General features: G+C 58.3%; 18 protein-coding genes. 11 read left to right on the forward strand and 7 right to left on the reverse strand.

Annotation, left to right across the window (positions count from 1 at the left end):
* Positions 1–2 precede the first annotated feature (2 nt).
* The 3 genes from VLM75_04975 to VLM75_04985 all read right to left on the reverse strand — a co-directional run bounded on the left by VLM75_04975 (position 3) and on the right by VLM75_04985 (position 1,577).
* On the reverse strand, positions 3–551 hold the full coding sequence (locus VLM75_04975) for a DJ-1 family glyoxalase III (protein HSV96272.1): 549 nt from the start codon (positions 549–551) through the stop codon (positions 3–5).
* Positions 552–665: 114 nt separating this feature from the next.
* Positions 666–1,199 (reverse strand): aminoacyl-tRNA hydrolase, encoded by a 534-nt coding sequence (pth, locus tag VLM75_04980; protein ID HSV96273.1) that lies wholly within the window; start codon positions 1,197–1,199, stop codon positions 666–668.
* A gap of 36 nt (positions 1,200–1,235) precedes the next feature.
* A complete protein-coding gene (locus VLM75_04985) occupies positions 1,236–1,577 on the reverse strand; it encodes an STAS domain-containing protein (protein HSV96274.1) in 342 nt (113 codons plus the stop codon).
* A 226-nt stretch (positions 1,578–1,803) separates the two neighbouring features.
* Here VLM75_04985 and VLM75_04990 point away from each other — a divergent pair, with 226 nt between their 5' ends.
* The 6 genes from VLM75_04990 (at position 1,804) to VLM75_05015 (ending at position 7,460) form a co-directional block, all read left to right on the forward strand.
* Positions 1,804–2,757: a zinc-binding dehydrogenase gene (locus VLM75_04990; protein ID HSV96275.1), complete on the forward strand. Its 954-nt coding sequence runs from the start codon at positions 1,804–1,806 to the stop codon at positions 2,755–2,757.
* A gap of 16 nt (positions 2,758–2,773) precedes the next feature.
* A complete protein-coding gene (locus VLM75_04995) occupies positions 2,774–3,241 on the forward strand; it encodes a hypothetical protein (GenBank protein ID HSV96276.1) in 468 nt (155 codons plus the stop codon).
* 8 nt (positions 3,242–3,249) lie between these two features.
* On the forward strand, positions 3,250–4,494 hold the full coding sequence (locus VLM75_05000) for a glycosyltransferase family 4 protein (protein HSV96277.1): 1,245 nt from the start codon (positions 3,250–3,252) through the stop codon (positions 4,492–4,494).
* Positions 4,491–5,735 carry a glycosyltransferase family 4 protein gene (locus VLM75_05005; GenBank protein HSV96278.1) on the forward strand — a complete coding sequence of 415 codons (1,245 nt, stop codon included), beginning with the start codon at positions 4,491–4,493 and terminating at the stop codon, positions 5,733–5,735. The genes VLM75_05000 and VLM75_05005 overlap by 4 nt, the downstream gene beginning before the upstream one ends.
* A complete protein-coding gene (locus VLM75_05010; GenBank protein HSV96279.1) occupies positions 5,716–6,420 on the forward strand; it encodes a class I SAM-dependent methyltransferase in 705 nt (234 codons plus the stop codon). The genes VLM75_05005 and VLM75_05010 overlap by 20 nt, the downstream gene beginning before the upstream one ends.
* 95 nt (positions 6,421–6,515) lie before the next feature.
* Entirely contained in the window at positions 6,516–7,460 is a 945-nt protein-coding gene (locus VLM75_05015; GenBank protein HSV96280.1) for a methyltransferase, read from the forward strand.
* A 90-nt stretch (positions 7,461–7,550) separates the two neighbouring features.
* Here VLM75_05015 and VLM75_05020 read toward each other — a convergent pair whose 3' ends face one another.
* The 4 genes from VLM75_05020 to VLM75_05035 form a co-directional block, all read right to left on the reverse strand.
* The gene (locus VLM75_05020; protein ID HSV96281.1) at positions 7,551–8,174 is read right to left on the reverse strand and encodes a hypothetical protein; all 624 of its coding nucleotides are present in this window, start codon (positions 8,172–8,174) and stop codon (positions 7,551–7,553) included.
* On the reverse strand, positions 8,147–8,968 hold the full coding sequence (locus tag VLM75_05025; protein HSV96282.1) for a 1,4-dihydroxy-6-naphthoate synthase: 822 nt from the start codon (positions 8,966–8,968) through the stop codon (positions 8,147–8,149). Before VLM75_05025 ends, VLM75_05020 begins: the two co-directional genes overlap by 28 nt.
* Positions 8,969–9,655, reverse strand: coding sequence for a hypothetical protein (locus VLM75_05030; GenBank protein HSV96283.1), 687 nt, complete (start codon positions 9,653–9,655; stop codon positions 8,969–8,971).
* 257 nt (positions 9,656–9,912) lie between these two features.
* Positions 9,913–10,326: a DUF3795 domain-containing protein gene (locus VLM75_05035; GenBank protein ID HSV96284.1), complete on the reverse strand. Its 414-nt coding sequence runs from the start codon at positions 10,324–10,326 to the stop codon at positions 9,913–9,915.
* Between the two features lie 240 nt (positions 10,327–10,566).
* Here VLM75_05035 and VLM75_05040 point away from each other — a divergent pair, with 240 nt between their 5' ends.
* The 5 genes from VLM75_05040 (at position 10,567) to VLM75_05060 (ending at position 15,339) form a co-directional block, all read left to right on the forward strand.
* Positions 10,567–12,030: an MATE family efflux transporter gene (locus VLM75_05040; protein HSV96285.1), complete on the forward strand. Its 1,464-nt coding sequence runs from the start codon at positions 10,567–10,569 to the stop codon at positions 12,028–12,030.
* Between the two features lie 107 nt (positions 12,031–12,137).
* Entirely contained in the window at positions 12,138–13,073 is a 936-nt protein-coding gene (locus VLM75_05045) for an adenylate/guanylate cyclase domain-containing protein (protein HSV96286.1), read from the forward strand.
* Positions 13,074–13,382: 309 nt separating this feature from the next.
* Positions 13,383–13,991, forward strand: coding sequence for a transcriptional repressor LexA (gene lexA, locus VLM75_05050; GenBank protein HSV96287.1), 609 nt, complete (start codon positions 13,383–13,385; stop codon positions 13,989–13,991).
* Between the two features lie 269 nt (positions 13,992–14,260).
* The gene (locus VLM75_05055) at positions 14,261–15,040 is read left to right on the forward strand and encodes a cyclase family protein (GenBank protein ID HSV96288.1); all 780 of its coding nucleotides are present in this window, start codon (positions 14,261–14,263) and stop codon (positions 15,038–15,040) included.
* A gap of 62 nt (positions 15,041–15,102) precedes the next feature.
* Positions 15,103–15,339, forward strand: a complete 237-nt coding sequence (locus tag VLM75_05060) for a hypothetical protein (protein ID HSV96289.1) — start codon at positions 15,103–15,105, stop codon at positions 15,337–15,339.
* The last annotated feature ends 226 nt before the right edge of the window (positions 15,340–15,565 follow it).

The following is a 15,565-nucleotide window of genomic DNA, read 5'->3' on the forward strand; positions in this document are numbered from 1 at the left end:
CGTCAGAGCCAGTAGACCTGCATGGCGTCTCTCAATTCTCTCATCATTGTTTTTCCCGCAAGCGCCTCGACCAGGGCGAGTGCGAAGGGTATGGCACAGCCGGGGCCCCTGCCGGTAATGACCGTTCCATCCACCTCGACGGGGGCGCCGGTCGGTGTCGCACCCTTCATCTCGCTCTCAAACCCCGGAAAGCAGGTCGCCTTTTTCCCGGCCAGTACGCCGGCGTGGCCCAGCACCATGGGGGCCGCACAGAGCGCGGCGGTGATGCCTCCCCGTTGGTGTATGCTCCGTATAAACGAGATGACGATATCGCTCTTCTTCAAGTTGTCGCTTCCGGGCATGCCGCCGGGAAGCACGATCGCTCCGAAGTCGTCGGGCTCGAGCCCGGCCAGGGGCTCGTCCGCCGTAACGGGAATGGCGTGCGATCCGCGAACCGGATTGCCGGCGAGGCTCGCGCTAATCGTGCTGAGCCCGGCCCGGCGCAGAACATCGAGTATGGTGACGGCCTCGATCTCTTCAAATCCCTCGGCGAGGGGAACGAGTATCTTCATGGAAACCTCCCCTTCGACAACGGGAAGCGTTCGTCCTTCCCTGTGTCCGTGCCGTATTCAGAAACCATTTTCGTCGCTTCGTCAAGGCATATTCATCGTGGATGAAGCAGCTGTTCAGAGGCCGGCGATGAGCCCCGTCAGCGCGTCGAGAACGCCGGGCAGTGCCTCCTCGATGCAAAGCAGCTCTGCGACGGTGAAATCCGAAAGGACGTAGTCCGCCACCACCATTTCCGGGTGCGGGGGCCTGCCGACCCCGAAGCGCAACCGGTGGAAGTCGGAGGTGCCGATGTGCCGGATGATGGAACGCAGCCCGTTGTGCCCCTTGTGTCCGCCGCCGAATTTAAGCCTGAACTCGGCGAAGGGGAGCTCGATCTCGTCGTGAATGACGACGATGTTCTCCGGGCTCTCCCGATAATAATCGATCGCGGCGCGAAGCGCGACGCCGCTGTTGTTCATAAAGGTTTCCGGAAAAAGCAGAAGGACCGACTGGCCCGCCATCTCGCCCGCGCCGGTGGTGGAGGAGAACTCCTTTTTGCGAAGCGGTATATTCGCAATGCGGGCGACGGCCTCGCCGAGCAGAAATCCGATGTTATGTCTGTTGTTGCTGTATTTTTTTCCGGGATTGCCGAGGCAGGCGATTATTTTCATGATGCCGTGAGTTTGAAGCGGCGGCGGGGCGCGGCCTTATTTGTTTTTTTCGAGATACTCGGTCGCCCTGTCCAGGCTGTCGAAAAGGACAAGGTGCCTGTCGAGCTCGGTGATGGCGAAGAGCTTTTTAATGTCATCGTTGAGGCCCGCTATTACGAAGTGAAGATTATCTTTCTGGGACTTTTTGGTTGAGCTTAGTAGCAGGCTCAGAGCCGAACTGCAGATGAACCCGACCTCGAACAGATCGAGGACGATGCTTCGCTTTTTCTCCTGGAGCCCGCGCACCACCTCCTCGAGGCCCTGCAGGTTCTCGTTGGACAGGGAGCCTTCAATCCTCAGGATGCTGATGTCGCCGATCGATTGCGGTATTATTCTCATTTTAGACCTCAATTCCTTACGTATGGTGGGCAGCCATACGCCGCGGCGTCAAGATATTTTTTGCGGGCATGCCGGAGAATCGTTTATGAAAATTTATGAAACTGAAAATGTTTAAACATATATACAATTCCTTATTACATTATACCGGTCCCGTGTATTGCAAAATATGTTGACAATTATGGCGTCAGACCTACCGTTGATCATCGTTGTGCACCGAGGTTTATTGATGAAATCCGCGAAGATTGTATCCCCCCGGAAGATCGAGGTAACGGAAGATAACATACCCGCTGTCGGCGATGATATGGTTCTCGTGCGTTTACAGAAGGCGGCGCTCTGCGGTTCGGACCTCCCTTATTTCGGCAACAGCTTCAATCCCGCAAGCTACCCGTTTCCGGCGGGATATCCGGGCCACGAGTGCATGGGCGTCGTCGAGGAGTCGAAAAACGGCTTGTATAGGCCGGGTGATCGCGTGATGTATTATCCCCCGCGTCTGGACGCCTTCAAGGAATATCATGTCACCGGTCCCGGACGGCTGCAGAAACTCCCGGCTCACGGCGATACGAACATGCTCCTGATGACGCAGGTTCTCGGTGCAGTCTCCCACTGCGTGTTCAGGCTCGACAGCCCGTATAACAAAAACGTGGTGGTCGTTGGCCTCGGGCCGGTCGGCCTGCTTTTCGTATCTCTCATAAAAAACCTCTCTCCCCGGAGCCTTATCGCCGTCGATATCCTGGATTACCGCCTCGATGCGGCGGGCCGCATGGGGGCCGACCATCTCGTCAATCCGTCGAAAACGGATGCCGTAAAGGCGATCGGGGAGATCACCTCCGGGACCATGGCCGACATCGTCATCGACGCATACGGGCAGGAAAGCTCCGTCATCAATACCTGTTTCGAGTTCGCCCGTCACAACGGCCAGATGGCCTTCTTCGGCATCTGTCTTGAGGAGGCGCCGCGGCTCAACTTCAACGAATTCTTCCGCAGGGAACTGCGGATGGTCGCGTCGGTCGGGCCGGACCTTTCGATCGACTATCCGTTCGCCCTGAGCATGATTGAGAAAAACGCGGTCGATGTTTCCCCGCTCATCACCCATGTGATGCCCTTCGATGAAATCCAGAAGGCCTTCGACAGGGCGGTGAGCAGGGAGGACGGCGTCATTAAGATAGTCTTGGAATTTTAACGGTCAGGATAGTCATATGCAACGTTCACGGATTTCCGGATTCATCGCCTGCGCCATCGCGGTGGTGCTCGCGGGCCTTTTCGTCAATTACGCGTTCGTGGAGATTTCGGCGTTCGAGATTTCCGATATAGGTCTTTTCGACGCGTATACCTATTATGCCCTCGCCATTCCGATAGCGCTGGTTGCTCTGGGCGTCTGCGGTACGGGGTTCTGGGTCGGCTGGACGATACTAACGATAAAGGTGGCACCTCCTATGCCTGAAATTGTGGAAAAAAAGGATTACGCGAAAGTAAAGGCTTTGTTTCTGTGCCTTTTCACGCTGGCTCTTGCGACACTCTTCATTTACGGAATGTATATCAGAAATTACTGGGCCCTGGCGGTCCCGGCCGCGGCGGTCACGCTCGTGGTGCTGGGCATGGTGTTCTGGGTCGGCATCGCGATAATATCGGCGCGCTCGACGCTGCCTGAAGACAAAAAACAGTAATCCATGAGATGAGGGTCCTTTTCTTGTGCTACCGGGGTAACCCCTACTGCGGAGGGCAGGGGATATACCTCTATCATCTTACCAGGGAGCTCGGAAAGCTCGGGGTCGAGATGGACGTGCTGGTGGGGCCGCCCTATCCGGAACCGATGGATGAGTGGGCGTCGGTGTACAGGATCGAAAACCTGAACCTATGGTGCGAGCGTACCATGCGCCTGCCGTATGAAAAGCTAACCCGGATATACTCGCCCTGGAACTTCGTCGATTACTTTCTCACGCGCTTTCACGTTTTCCCCGAGATGGAAACGTTCAGCCTGCGCGCCTTTTTCCGAATGAAGGGGCTTTTGCGCGAGAAACGCTACGACATCGTTCACGACGTGCAGTGCCTGGGGTGGGGGCTCCTGCCGATGAAGGCGTACGGAATGCCCATCGTCTCGACCGTGCATCACCCGCTCACCATGGACCGGGAGGCCGATTTCCTTATCGACAGGGGGTTCTGGGAGCACGCCACCACGGTGCTCTTCTATCCGCTTTCGATGCAGCGCATCGTCATCAACCGCCTGAACCGCGTCATCACCTCGTCCAACGAGGGCGTGGGGACGCTCGGGAAGGCTTTCGGGCTCCCGGAGGACAGGCTTTCGGTGGTGTATAACGGAATGGACGTCGAGACCTTCCGCAGCACGGGCGAGACGCGCAGGGAGCGGACGCTCCTGTTCGTGGGGAACACCGAGGACCACAAAAAGGGCATGCGCTACCTCTTCGAGGCGCTTGCAATGCTTCCTGAGGACGTCACGCTCACCATCGTGGACGAGGGGCCTCCGAAGCGGCTCACCGCATGGGGCATGATACAGGAGCTGGGACTCGGGAAGCGTGTGGTCTTCACCGGCAAGGTGGACCTCTCCACGCTCGTGGGCCTCTATTCCACCTGCACCGTTGCCGTGATGGCATCGCTGCACGAGGGGTTCGGGCTGCCCGCCGCCGAGGCGATGGCCTGCGAGACTCCGGTGGTCGCGACCACCGCGGGGGCGCTTCCCGAGGTTGTGGGCGACGACGGCGCCGGGATACTCGTGCCGCCAAAAAATCCGGCGGCCATACGGGACGCGGTCGCGACGCTCCTCGCGGACGCCGCGCTTCGAAAGGCGATGGGGAAGAAGGGACGCGCCCGCGCGGAACGGAACTTCGCGTGGCCTGTCGCCGCCAGAAACACGCTTGCGGTATACCAGGACGTTATCGAGTCGTACAGGAGCCGGTCATGAAGATATGTCTGATGAGCTACAGGGGCAACCCTTACTGCGGCGGACAGGGCATCTATTTGATGTACGTTGCGCGCGAGCTGATCAAACTCGGCCACGAGGTGCATGCCATCGTGGGGCCTCCCTATCCCTTCGAGATGGAGGGGGTGGCCCTGCACAGGGTAAGCAACCACAACTACTTCAACGTCAGGAAGGACTACATAAAGCCGCACAGGCCGTTCGCGAGCCTCTCTCCGCTCAATTTCTACGAGTTCGTCGCGTCGAAGTTCGGCATTTTCCCCGAGATCGAAACCTTCTCGGTCCGCGCGTTTCTGAAACTCAAGGAGCTTCTGAAAGAGCACCGTTTCGACATCATACACGACAACCAGTGCCTGGGCTACGGCTTTCTTCTCATCAATCATTTCGGCGTGCCGTTCGTCTCGACCCTGCATCATCCGCTTTCGATCGACCGCAGCACCTGGTTCGAGTATCCATCGACATTCACCCTCAAGATGAAGCGCATCCTCTATTATCCGCTCCTCATGCAGGCCATCGTTTCGAACAGGCTGGACCGCATCATCACCGTCTCCCACGATTCCGCCCGCGAGATCAACAAGGCCTTCGGCGTGCCCATGGAGCGCCAGAGCGTGGTCTATAACGGGATGGACGCCGGCATATTCCACCCGGTCAAAGGCGTGAAGAAGCGCAGGAATAGCCTGATCTTCGTGGGAAACGTCGAGGACCGCAAGAAGGGCGTTATCTATCTATTGAAGGCGCTTACGCTCACGAAAAACAGGGTGCACCTGACGATTGTCGACGGCGGCGCCCCCAACAGGAACTTTGTCCCCCGCTGGATCGACCGATTCGGCATACAGGACCGCGTAAGCTTTACGGGCAAGATTCCGCTCGAGCAGCTTGTGGAGCTCTATTCCCGCACGGAGATCGCGGTGTGCCCGTCGCTGTACGAGGGCTTCGGATTTCCGGCGGCCGAGGCCATGGCCTGCGAGGTCCCGGTGATTGCGGCCACGGGCGGGGCGCTTCCCGAGGTGGTGGGCGAGCACATGAAGACCGGCTATCTCGTGCCCCCGCGCGATCCCGAGGCCCTGGCAAAGGGGATCGATTTCCTCATGGACCATCCCGACGTTCGTCATAAGATGGGCAAGGACGCCCGCAAGCGCGTGCTCGCCACGTTCACCTGGGAGAATGCCGCGCGCGAGATGGTGAAGGTCTACGAGGAGGTCATACGTGCTCACCGTGGACTTTGACCTTCTCGGCGTGCGGGAAGGGGACCTCATGCTTGATGCCGGGTGCGGCGAGGGCAGGCATTCGTTTGAGTGCGTCGCGCGCGGGGCCCGCGTCTGCAGCATGGACATGGACATGGAATCGCTCCGCAAGGCGCGTTACACGCTGGCACACATGAAAACGAGCCGCCAGGCGCACGAAAACGGCGCCTACCTCTGCCAGATCGGCGACACGCTGAACCTGCCGTTTCGCGGCGGGACCTTCGACCGCATCATCTGCTCCGAGGTGATGGAGCACGTGAGCGACGATCATCGCGCGTGCGGGGAACTGGCGCGCGTGTTGAAAAAGGGCGGGCGCGTCGCCATCACCGTGCCGACCTTCATCAGCGAGCTCGTTTTCGACACGCTCACGTACGAGTACTTCACTTCGCCCGGCGGGCACATCCGCAAATACGTTCCGCGCCGGCTGGCCGGCATACTGCGCGAGAACGGCCTGGAGATCTACGGCGTCGGCTTCAAGCACTCGCTGCACACCATTTACTGGATGATCCGCTGCGTCGTGGGCCTTCACCTCAACGACCAGCCGTTTACCGGGGCCTACAGGCGCTTTCTCGCGCTCGGCATGGGCTCGCGCTTCATGGAGCGCGTCGAGGCCTTCTTCGACCACTTCTTTCCCAAGAGCATCGTGTTTTACGCCGTCAAGCGGTGATCCGTCGTCCGCGGGCCGGGAGTCTCGACCGGCGTTCGTCGACGCTGCGTTGCGGATTCTCAGCCCGAAATTAATAATTCCAGAGGTGCATGCCGATGAACATACGCGAACTGCAATCGGCGCTTGAGGAATTCATCTTCGTGGGACAGGCGCGCCAACTGGGCGTCTTCGACGCGCTTGATGAAAAAAGCGACACCGCCGCGGGCCTGTCCGTGCGCATGAAATTCGACCGTCGCGCCGCCGTCGCGCTCCTCGACGCGCTCGTCGAGATGAAATATCTAAAAAAGCGAAAGGAATGCTATTCGGTGACGCCGGAAACCAGGCGGCGCCTCGTCGTTCGCGCCGGACGTGATTACGAGGGCGATTTCTGGAGCTTTCTCCTGTACCTCGTCAATCCCTGGCGGACGCTCCCCTACGTCATGAAGCACGGCAGGCCCGACAGGTCGAGCTACGCGGGGTTTTCGATGGATGATTTCATCCGCGGCATGGACTCGCCGTGGAAGAAAAAAATAGCCCCTGAGGTCGTGCGCCTGTGCCTCGATCTCCGCAAAGGGGCCGCCAGCGTGGCCGACATCGGCGGCGCTCCCGGCACCGTCGCGCGCGAGTTCGCCCGCAGTGGCCTGGTTACACTCATCTATGACCTGAAAGAATCGAACGACGTAATGCGGAAGGAGCTGTCGAGGGTGAAGAATATCAGCGTAATCGACGGCGACGCGACGAAGTCGTTCCCGGCGGGAGTGTACGATATCGTCTTCCTGGGAAACCTATGCCATGGCCAGTCTCCGGCCGATAACGCGAAGATGTTCCGCATGGCGCGCGAGCGGCTGTCGGACGGCGGCATGATCGCCGTCTTCGATAATCTGAAGCGCGAAGATCACCGCTCCGCGACGCTCGCGCTTCATATGATCACGCAGAGCCCCCTGGGCAACGTCTATACGCGTGCCGAATATCTGGGCTGGCTCAGGAACGCCGGGTTCAAAAAGCTGAAAGTCGTAAAGCTCTCCGATCCCGCATGGAGCCTCGTGGTCGGATATCGCTGACGTATGGCCCGGTGCGGCATCCTTATGATTTTTTTAAGGGGGGATGATTACGCCCGTCTCCGGCCGGTGGAACAGGGAGGGGAATGGGAGCTACGCTGAAAGCGGAAGGACCTTCTCGATGAAAAAGCCCGCGAGCGCAGCGGCCAGCAGGCGGATGTTCTCGACGATCTGCGTGTCGCTTTCGTGCTCCGGGGTGTCGCTCACCATTTTAAAGAGATAGCACCGCACCTTGAACAGTCTGCACGCCTGCAGTACGGCCGCCCCCTCCATGTCGATGAGGTCGGCCCGGGCCGCCACCGAGGCGCGCTCCGACGCCGTAATCAGCGGACGGTCGAGTGTCGCCAGGATCGCCTTCCGAAAACCGTCGAACGCGTCCGGCGTGGACGAGCGTTGTGAGCGGTTCATTATCCGGGGCCGGTCGGGTTCGATGATCGAGTCGATATGGAAGATGTCCCCGGTATGCATGGCGTTTCCGGTGGCGCCCGCGGCGCCGATGTTGAAGATCGTCCCGACGCCGTAGTTCAGTATGAGGTACTCCGCGGCGAGCGCCGCGTTCACCTTGCCGATGCCCGAAACCGCGAGCACGGGGGCCCCGTCGGCGGAGAAGACGCGGACCGGCCCCTTCGCGGCCGCGGAAAGCCCGAGCGAGGCGATGAGCGGCCCCGCCTCGATCATCGTCGCCATTACTATGCCGGTTCGAGAATTCCCCTGCATCGTGCCATCTCCTCGAGTGTCTGAATCGCCCGCCGTCCCGTTTCGCCGAGATCGAGCGTAAAATCGTTCACGTAGAGCCCTATGTGCTGCCGGGTGATATCCTCATCCATCTCCTGCGCGTGCGCTCGGACAAACTCCCGCGAGTCGCCGGGATTGTCGAAGGCGTGCCGCACCGAGGCGCGGATGATCCTCGAAAACCCGGCCGCGCGCTCACTCCCATCCTCTCCGCCGTCGAGTCGCATCGCGATACAGCCCAGCGGAATCGGCAGGCCCGTTTCCGCCTCCCACCATTCGCCCAGGTCGACGATTTTTTCGAGCCCGAAGCGGGGATAGACGAAGCGCCCCTCGTGGATGATGAGTCCCGCGTCGAAGCGTCCCGAGGCGACACCTTCCATGATTTCATCGAAGCGCGCGACATGTATGTCAATGTCGGCCTCGCTCCAGAGCCGGAAGAGCAGATAGGCCGTGGTCAGCTCTCCCGGAATGGCGACGCGCGTGCCTTCGAGGTCGGCGAGCGCGCCGCGCGCGACTACCAGCGGCCCGCAGCCGAAGCCCAGCGCCGAGCCCGCGTTGAGCAGGGCGTAGCGCCCGGCCAGATGGAGATACGCGTGAAAGGAGAGCTTGCTGAGTTTGTACGCCCCCTGAAACGCCGCATGATTGAGGCTTTCAACGTCCTCGATATGTGAGGCAAAGCGATAGTTCCCCGTGTCGACGCGGCCGTGCAGCATCGCGTGGAAGGCATAGGTATCGTTGGGACACGGGGAAAACCCGAACAGAACAGGTTCTGCCGGCATTTACCCGGCGGCCTGGGCGGTGCTCCGGGCGTAATGCTCGAGAGTGGCCCTGTTGAGTGGGATGGAAAGAGACGCCCTGGTCCGGTCCTCAAGCGACCGGATGTCGAGACTGGACTGGTCAACTCCGAGGCTTCTCAGGATCATCGAGATGAGCACCAGTCCGATTCCGGCGCCCTCATTCTCCGGATCGCCGGCGTTCATTAAGAAATAGTCCGAGATGTCCTCGCACTTGCGGGCGTCCTCAAGTTTTTTGCGCACCTTTACGAGCTCTTCGGGCGTTATCTCTATGGGATTGGTGATCGAAATATGGAGGGTGTCGTCCTCGTGATGGAAAACGATCTCCGCCTTCATGTCGCGGCTCCTCGCCAGGCGGGCGAGGGTTCTTGCGTCTTCGCGCGACATCTCGAGCTTGAAGAGCCGGAATACCTTGTCGTGGGCGATGATGCCGGGGACCGGGCTCTGCGGCGCCGAGCCCTCAAAATAGATGTGTTTGAAGTTCGCCTTGACGGCATTGATGAGGAGCTCTTTAACGCAGGTGTAGATGGGGCCCAGGAGCACCTCGCAGCCCTGCTTGCGAAGGTAAAGGGCAAGCACCTTCTTAAGGCGATTCTCGTTGGTCGAGCTCACCGAATAGGTGACGATTCTCACGTCCTTATTCTCTTTGACGGCGTCGGTTATATATTTCATTGAGGGCGCTGTTGACTCTGTTTATTTCGGGAAATGACGCCACTTCGCCTCATTTTCCCGCGGGCTGTCCGAACCTTGATTCTCGCACCGGTGCATTCCATCTATGCAACAAGCAAAATATACAGTTAATATCGGTTTTTAGCAAGAGGCTGGCGGAAATTAAATGCGTATTCAGACGGTTTTTTTATTTGTTTGACATGCCACTTTCCATGGGGAAAAAGAACGGTTTGTGTTTTTCCGCTGCCTGGGCCGCAGAGCTATTCTTCAAGGGGTGTGCAGGAGCAGGGTGAGGTGTCCGGACCGCCGTCCTGGTTTTTTCCGCTGATGGAGTAGTCGCCTGCGTCGCTTCGGATTTCCATTTCCCGTGCCCATTCATCGGGCCCGATAAGCCTGATCCGGTTGAGGTTTTCTATGGCGATATGCCTGAAATGGGCGAAGGACTTTCCGGGATTATACCGGGTGAAGCTTATCAGCCGTTCGCAGGGGAAACAGTCGCATTCGTGGCAGAAGTTTTTACCGCCCATAACGACGCAGCAATCGTAAATGTCGCACTTGTCATGCCTTCCGTCGCAGCGGCATCCCCTGCATACCGCCGTGTCGCGGTACCTTGGACATGCCCCGCAGTATATGCCGCAGGGTGATATTATGGCGCTCGGATGCTTCCCTTGCATTGTCACATCGATCAAATCCGGTATAAAAGTCTTGCGCTAAGCCGGCGCTCCGGTGTTATTGATTTCCGGTTTGTACGAGTCTACCATGGAGCCTGCCCCTTCGCTAAAAAAATAACGCCCTTTCGCAAACCGGCCATGCCGTATTGAGCGATATGAAGGTGATGGCGGGGCGATTTGCGGCATTTGGCGGCCTCCACGGGCCCGCGGGCGGGTACGTGGCGGAACGAAACGGGAAACGTGATGGCTCCAGAGGCGGAACGGGTGATAAACGGCATCAGAAGACAATTTTCCGGAAGGTGGAGCTCGGTAGCGGGTTATCGCGAACTTCTCGTACTGGCGGTTCCGCTCATCCTGAGCACATCCTCGTGGTCGCTGCAGCACTTTGTCGACCGCATGTTCCTGGCCTGGTACTCGCCATATGCCATAGCCGCGGTCCTGCCCGCCGGAATCCTCAATTTCTGCACCATGAGCGTTTTTATCGGCACCGCGGGATATGTGAGCATCTTCGCCGCCCAGTATTACGGCGCGGGAGTAAACGAGCGCGTGGGGCCCTCCATCTGGCAGGGGGCCTACATCGCCCTGGCCGGGGCCGTTGTTCATCTGCTTCTCATCCCGCTCGCCCCGGCGATCTTCGACTTTGTGGGACACGACCCGGAGGTCCGCCATTATGAAACCATATATTTCCAGATTCTCTGCGTCGGAGCTTTCCCCGGCATAGCCGCCTCGGCGTTTTCCGGTTTTTTCACCGGACTGGGAAGGCCCTGGCCGGTGATGTGGGTGAACTTCCTCGCCACGGCCGTCAATCTGTTGCTGGATTACATCCTGATCTTCGGGAAATGGGGATTTCCCGAAATGGGCATAAAGGGTGCCGCCATCGCTACGGTCGCGGCCGGGTTTGTATACTGTATCGCCTATCTGGCGCTTCTCGCCGCTCCGAAACTGCGCGCGACCTATCGCACGCTGGGCGGCTGGCGCTTCGAGGGCGCGCTCTTCCTCCGGCTGTTGCGCTTCGGCTTTCCAAGCGGCATGCAGTTTTTCGTGGACATCGCCGGCTTCACGATCTTTATTCTGCTGGTGGGGCGCCTGGGCACCGTTAATCTCGCCGCCACCAACATCGCGTTTAACGTCAACACGCTCGCGTTCATGCCGATGATCGGATTCGGCATCGCGGTTTCGGTGATGGTGGGCCGGTATATCGGCATGGAGAAGCCGGAGCTCGCACAGCGCAGCGTGTACTCGGGATTTCATCTGACGTTCATCTATATGGTAGCGATATCGCTCTGCTACCTGCTGCTTCCGGAAATCTTCGTCGCGCCCTTCGCCTCGAAAGCCGATCCGGGCTCGTTCGACGAAATCTACCGGCTGTCGGTGGTGCTGCTGAAGTTCGTGGCGATCTACTCCATTTTCGATACCATGAACATCATTTTCGCCTCCGCCCTCAAGGGGGCCGGAGACACCCGTTTCGTCATGTACATGCTGGCCGCGGTTTCCCTGCTTGTGCTGGTGATACCTTCGTATCTCGTGCTCGTGGTTTTCAGCGGCGGCCTGTACGAGGCCTGGATCATCGCCTCGCTCTATGTGGTGATCCTCGGATTTTCATTCTTCATCCGCTTTCGCGGCGGCAGATGGAAGTCAATGCGCGTGATAGAAGAGCCGGTCGTCTGCATTCCGCCATCGCTTCCGGAGGTGCCGGGGGCGGAGTGAACGGTGGGAGGTCCGTTACGAAATTCATAATCACGCCGGGACTTTTTTAGCGTAGTCGGGAAAAAAGTGGTTTACAACGGCCGTATAGATGCTACCTAAAACACATTATGCTGGACGCCACCCTGCTGAAGGATCTTACCGAGCTTCTTGCCAACAATCTTACTTTTCCCGAAATAGAAATAGTCGGCGGATATTTTTTTAATAAGTATGACACTCACGCGCTCGAGGGCATCTCGAAGACCGTAACCATATCCCCGGGCAGGGCGGCCCGAAGGCTCGTGCAGGAGTGCATCGACGGGAAAAAGCTCGAGGAACTCATCGCCTTCACCGTCGAGCTCGATGACAACCAGCTCAACGGCCGAACGGTGAGGCTCGCGGGGCTCGACAATCTCCTCTATACGCTTTCACGTTCGGGGCACATCTACGACCACGCCCGCCGGAGGCTTGTAAAGATCAGCGAAGACGCCAACCTCATGCCGAACTGGGGGGTGCTCCGCGACGGCAAGGAATACCCGCTCATCATCGCGTCGATGGATATCTGCAATAACTCGAAGCTGGTTAAGAAATACGGCCCGAAAGTAATGGAAAAGATGTACCTCGACCTTTGGGAGTTTTACAAGCCGAAGATGCGACAGTATAACGCCCGGATGTGGTACTGGGCGGGCGACGGCGGCATACTCGCCTTCCGCGACCAGAACGGCGGGCCGGTGGAGGCGGTGAGCTGCTGCCTGGAAATGATATTTTCCCTCAGCATCTACAACTGTTCGCCGGACAAACAGATCGACGAGCTCATTTCAATGCGGATCGGCCTGGACGCGGGGAAGATCAAGTTCTTCAAAAAAACGGGACAGATCGTTTCGGACGTCATCAATTACGCGTGCCACCTCGAAAAGAGCCATGCCGATCCCAACGGGATCTCGATATCGGGCGAACTGTACGAGCGGCTTACTCCGCAGCTTCGCTATATGTTCAAAAAGAGAGACGAGTTCGAGTCGCGCACCGCTTATTCACTCACTTACAACTGTGACAAGGCCCTCTGCTGAGCGCGCCCCCCGAATTCGCGCGACAGAACCCTGAAAATACCGGGGTCGGAGCCGCGCGTTATTCTCGACAGGCGCAAAGCCGTACCCTATAGCCCCATTCGGCAGGCGCTCAGTCAGCATCTTGCCGCGGTCCCTTTTTTTGTTGACAACTATACCGATATATACTACTATGATGTGTAGTATCGTTGTTGCATCACCGGGCACTATGGTGGATTTTCTACGCCCGTGGCGGAAGAAATCCGATATTCCCGGGATTTGCAATAAGTCCAGTAAACTGCTGAGTATATATCATGCGAGGGTAGGCAATCCATGAAGAAAGACCTCACCGAGAAACAGGAAAATATTTTCGACTTTATAAAAGAGGCGATTCGCGAATCGGGCTTCCCGCCTACCGTGCGAGAGATAGGCGACCGTTTCGGAATTACGCCCAAGGGCGCCTATGACCACCTCAAGGCAATCGAGAAAAAGGGATTCATCCGGTGCGCGCAAAACAAGTCCCGAGCGATAGAGCTCCTGACTGACCGGGTAGAGGTGCTTCGAATGGATGCGGTCAATATTCCGCTGGTCGGAAGGATCGCCGCGGGCGCACCGCTTCTCGCCGAGGAGAACATCGAGGACTATCTCAGCTTCCCGGCCCCGGCCTTCAGCGGCGGTGATTTCTTCGCCCTCAAGGTGAAAGGCGATTCGATGATCGACGAGGGTATACACGACGGAGATGTCGCCATAATCAGAAAACAGAACACGGCGCAGAACGGCGATATCGTCGCCGCGCTCATAGAGGACGAGGCCACTCTTAAAATTTTCAAGAAGGCCGGTGGCAAAATCAGTCTCGTTCCGGCCAACAGTGCCTACCGACCGATCGTTGTGAACGAGGTTGAAGTGCTGGGAAAGCTTGCCGGTATGTTCAGGAGGTATTAATCTTTTCATTACATGAGTCGCTGCGGTTCTCTCTTTTTTGGCGCAGGGGTCGGGCTTGAAAATTTTTCACGGTCCTGTATCCTTTTCGGAAACTTGATGTTCTTTCTCCTTTGTCATCCCGTCCATCCCGATGATATGACGGACAGATGCCGAATTTTACCCTCGCCCGGTGAAATTACGTTGACTCGGTCTGTTTTATCGTCCATCATTACCGGGCAGCCGCGGTATGGCCGCGGATTCGAACGATTCCACCGCGTGGAGCGCAGCCCATGGCCCGTAAATACATCGACCTGAGTATCGCGATCGAGAACGGCATTCCGTCCGATCCGCCCCAGATGATCCCGAACATACAGTATATAACGCACGATGAGGGCGCCGGGCAGATGATCCCATTCTTCCCCGGCATCGACCCGGCCAGGGACCTTCCCGGAGGGAAGGGCTGGGCACTCGAGATGATCACGCTCACCACGCACTCGGGGACGCACCTCGACGCCCCCTGGCATTACCATCCCACGATGAGCGGCGGACTCAGGGCGCTCACCATCGACGAGGTGCCGCTTGAATGGTGCACGGGCGACGGCGTCAAACTTGATTTTCGGGAATTTCCCGACGGCTATCTCGTTACGGCCGCGGACATGGAGGCGGCGTTCTCAAAGATGGGTTATGCGCTCAAGGAAGGCGATATCGTGCTGGTGAATACCGGCGCCGACGCCTGCTGGGGCAAGGGGGAGTATCTTATCCGTGGATGCGGAATGGGGCGCGAGGCGACGCTGTGGCTCTGCGAGCGCGGCATACGCGTGGTGGGGACGGACGCCTGGAGCTGGGACCGGCCCCTGCCGCTCATCGCGCAGGAATTTCAGAAAAACGGCGATTCTTCGATTATCTGGGAAGGGCATTTTGCCGGCATAGAGCGGGGGTACTGCCATATCGAAAAGCTCACTAATCTGGACAGGCTCCCGCCCTTTGGTTTCACCGTGTTCTGCTTTCCGGTAAAAATTAAGGAAGCAAGCGCGGGATGGGTTCGGGCGGTCGCCGTTGTTGAGGAGTGATCGGGGAAAAGGCTTGACAAAATCGGCCGATAAAATCCATGCTTTTTTGTTAAGGACGCACGATGATATTCGCAAAGGGAAATCTGGGTTTTTTTCTGGCCTTTCTGCTGATTGGCGGGGTGCTGGGTTCGGCCCTCGGAACGCTGGTCGTAAGGCTTTTCCCCGCGCTCCAGGTCATCAATACCAGCCTGACGGGGCCGATCTCGCTCAATCTCGAGATCATCAGCTTCGGCGTCAGGCTGAATCTTTCGGCGATTGCCGGTATGATTGTCGGGCTGCTTATTTTTCGTAAGGTATAGTTCAGACGTACGGCCGCACCCGCGGCTATCACGCGGAACCGTCGCATTTGCGCCGGAACCGTATAACATAAACCGGCCCTGGGCCGGTTGCCGCCGACCTTGTGTGATATTAACTCTGTTACAGGATCGTCTCGCGGCGCGGGTGTGCGCTGCGTCGGTGCGCGGTGAAACGGGCGCGTTATGTGCCGTTCGCCGGCCGGCGGATGAAATTAATCCGTCACTTTAT

It is taken from the genome of Spirochaetota bacterium (genome assembly GCA_035477215.1).
Taxonomy (GTDB): domain Bacteria; phylum Spirochaetota; class UBA4802; order UBA4802; family UBA5368; genus MVZN01.

What these genes read in the sequence shown, in the direction of transcription:
- VLM75_04990 (HSV96275.1), top strand. Translation starts at nt 1,804, where the DNA reads ATGAAATCCGCGAAGATTGTATCCCCCCGGAAGATCGAGGTAACGGAA.
- VLM75_05035 (HSV96284.1), bottom strand. Translation starts at nt 10,326, where the DNA reads ATGCAAGGGAAGCATCCGAGCGCCATAATATCACCCTGCGGCATATAC.
- pth (HSV96273.1), bottom strand. Translation starts at nt 1,199, where the DNA reads ATGAAAATAATCGCCTGCCTCGGCAATCCCGGAAAAAAATACAGCAAC.
- VLM75_05040 (HSV96285.1), top strand. Translation starts at nt 10,567, where the DNA reads ATGGCTCCAGAGGCGGAACGGGTGATAAACGGCATCAGAAGACAATTT.
- VLM75_04995 (HSV96276.1), top strand. Translation starts at nt 2,774, where the DNA reads ATGCAACGTTCACGGATTTCCGGATTCATCGCCTGCGCCATCGCGGTG.
- VLM75_04985 (HSV96274.1), bottom strand. Translation starts at nt 1,577, where the DNA reads ATGAGAATAATACCGCAATCGATCGGCGACATCAGCATCCTGAGGATT.
- VLM75_05030 (HSV96283.1), bottom strand. Translation starts at nt 9,655, where the DNA reads ATGAAATATATAACCGACGCCGTCAAAGAGAATAAGGACGTGAGAATC.
- VLM75_05045 (HSV96286.1), top strand. Translation starts at nt 12,138, where the DNA reads ATGCTGGACGCCACCCTGCTGAAGGATCTTACCGAGCTTCTTGCCAAC.
- VLM75_05005 (HSV96278.1), top strand. Translation starts at nt 4,491, where the DNA reads ATGAAGATATGTCTGATGAGCTACAGGGGCAACCCTTACTGCGGCGGA.
- VLM75_05055 (HSV96288.1), top strand. Translation starts at nt 14,261, where the DNA reads ATGGCCCGTAAATACATCGACCTGAGTATCGCGATCGAGAACGGCATT.
- VLM75_05015 (HSV96280.1), top strand. Translation starts at nt 6,516, where the DNA reads ATGAACATACGCGAACTGCAATCGGCGCTTGAGGAATTCATCTTCGTG.
- VLM75_05020 (HSV96281.1), bottom strand. Translation starts at nt 8,174, where the DNA reads ATGCAGGGGAATTCTCGAACCGGCATAGTAATGGCGACGATGATCGAG.
- lexA (HSV96287.1), top strand. Translation starts at nt 13,383, where the DNA reads ATGAAGAAAGACCTCACCGAGAAACAGGAAAATATTTTCGACTTTATA.
- VLM75_05000 (HSV96277.1), top strand. Translation starts at nt 3,250, where the DNA reads ATGAGGGTCCTTTTCTTGTGCTACCGGGGTAACCCCTACTGCGGAGGG.
- VLM75_04975 (HSV96272.1), bottom strand. Translation starts at nt 551, where the DNA reads ATGAAGATACTCGTTCCCCTCGCCGAGGGATTTGAAGAGATCGAGGCC.
- VLM75_05060 (HSV96289.1), top strand. Translation starts at nt 15,103, where the DNA reads ATGATATTCGCAAAGGGAAATCTGGGTTTTTTTCTGGCCTTTCTGCTG.
- VLM75_05025 (HSV96282.1), bottom strand. Translation starts at nt 8,968, where the DNA reads ATGCCGGCAGAACCTGTTCTGTTCGGGTTTTCCCCGTGTCCCAACGAT.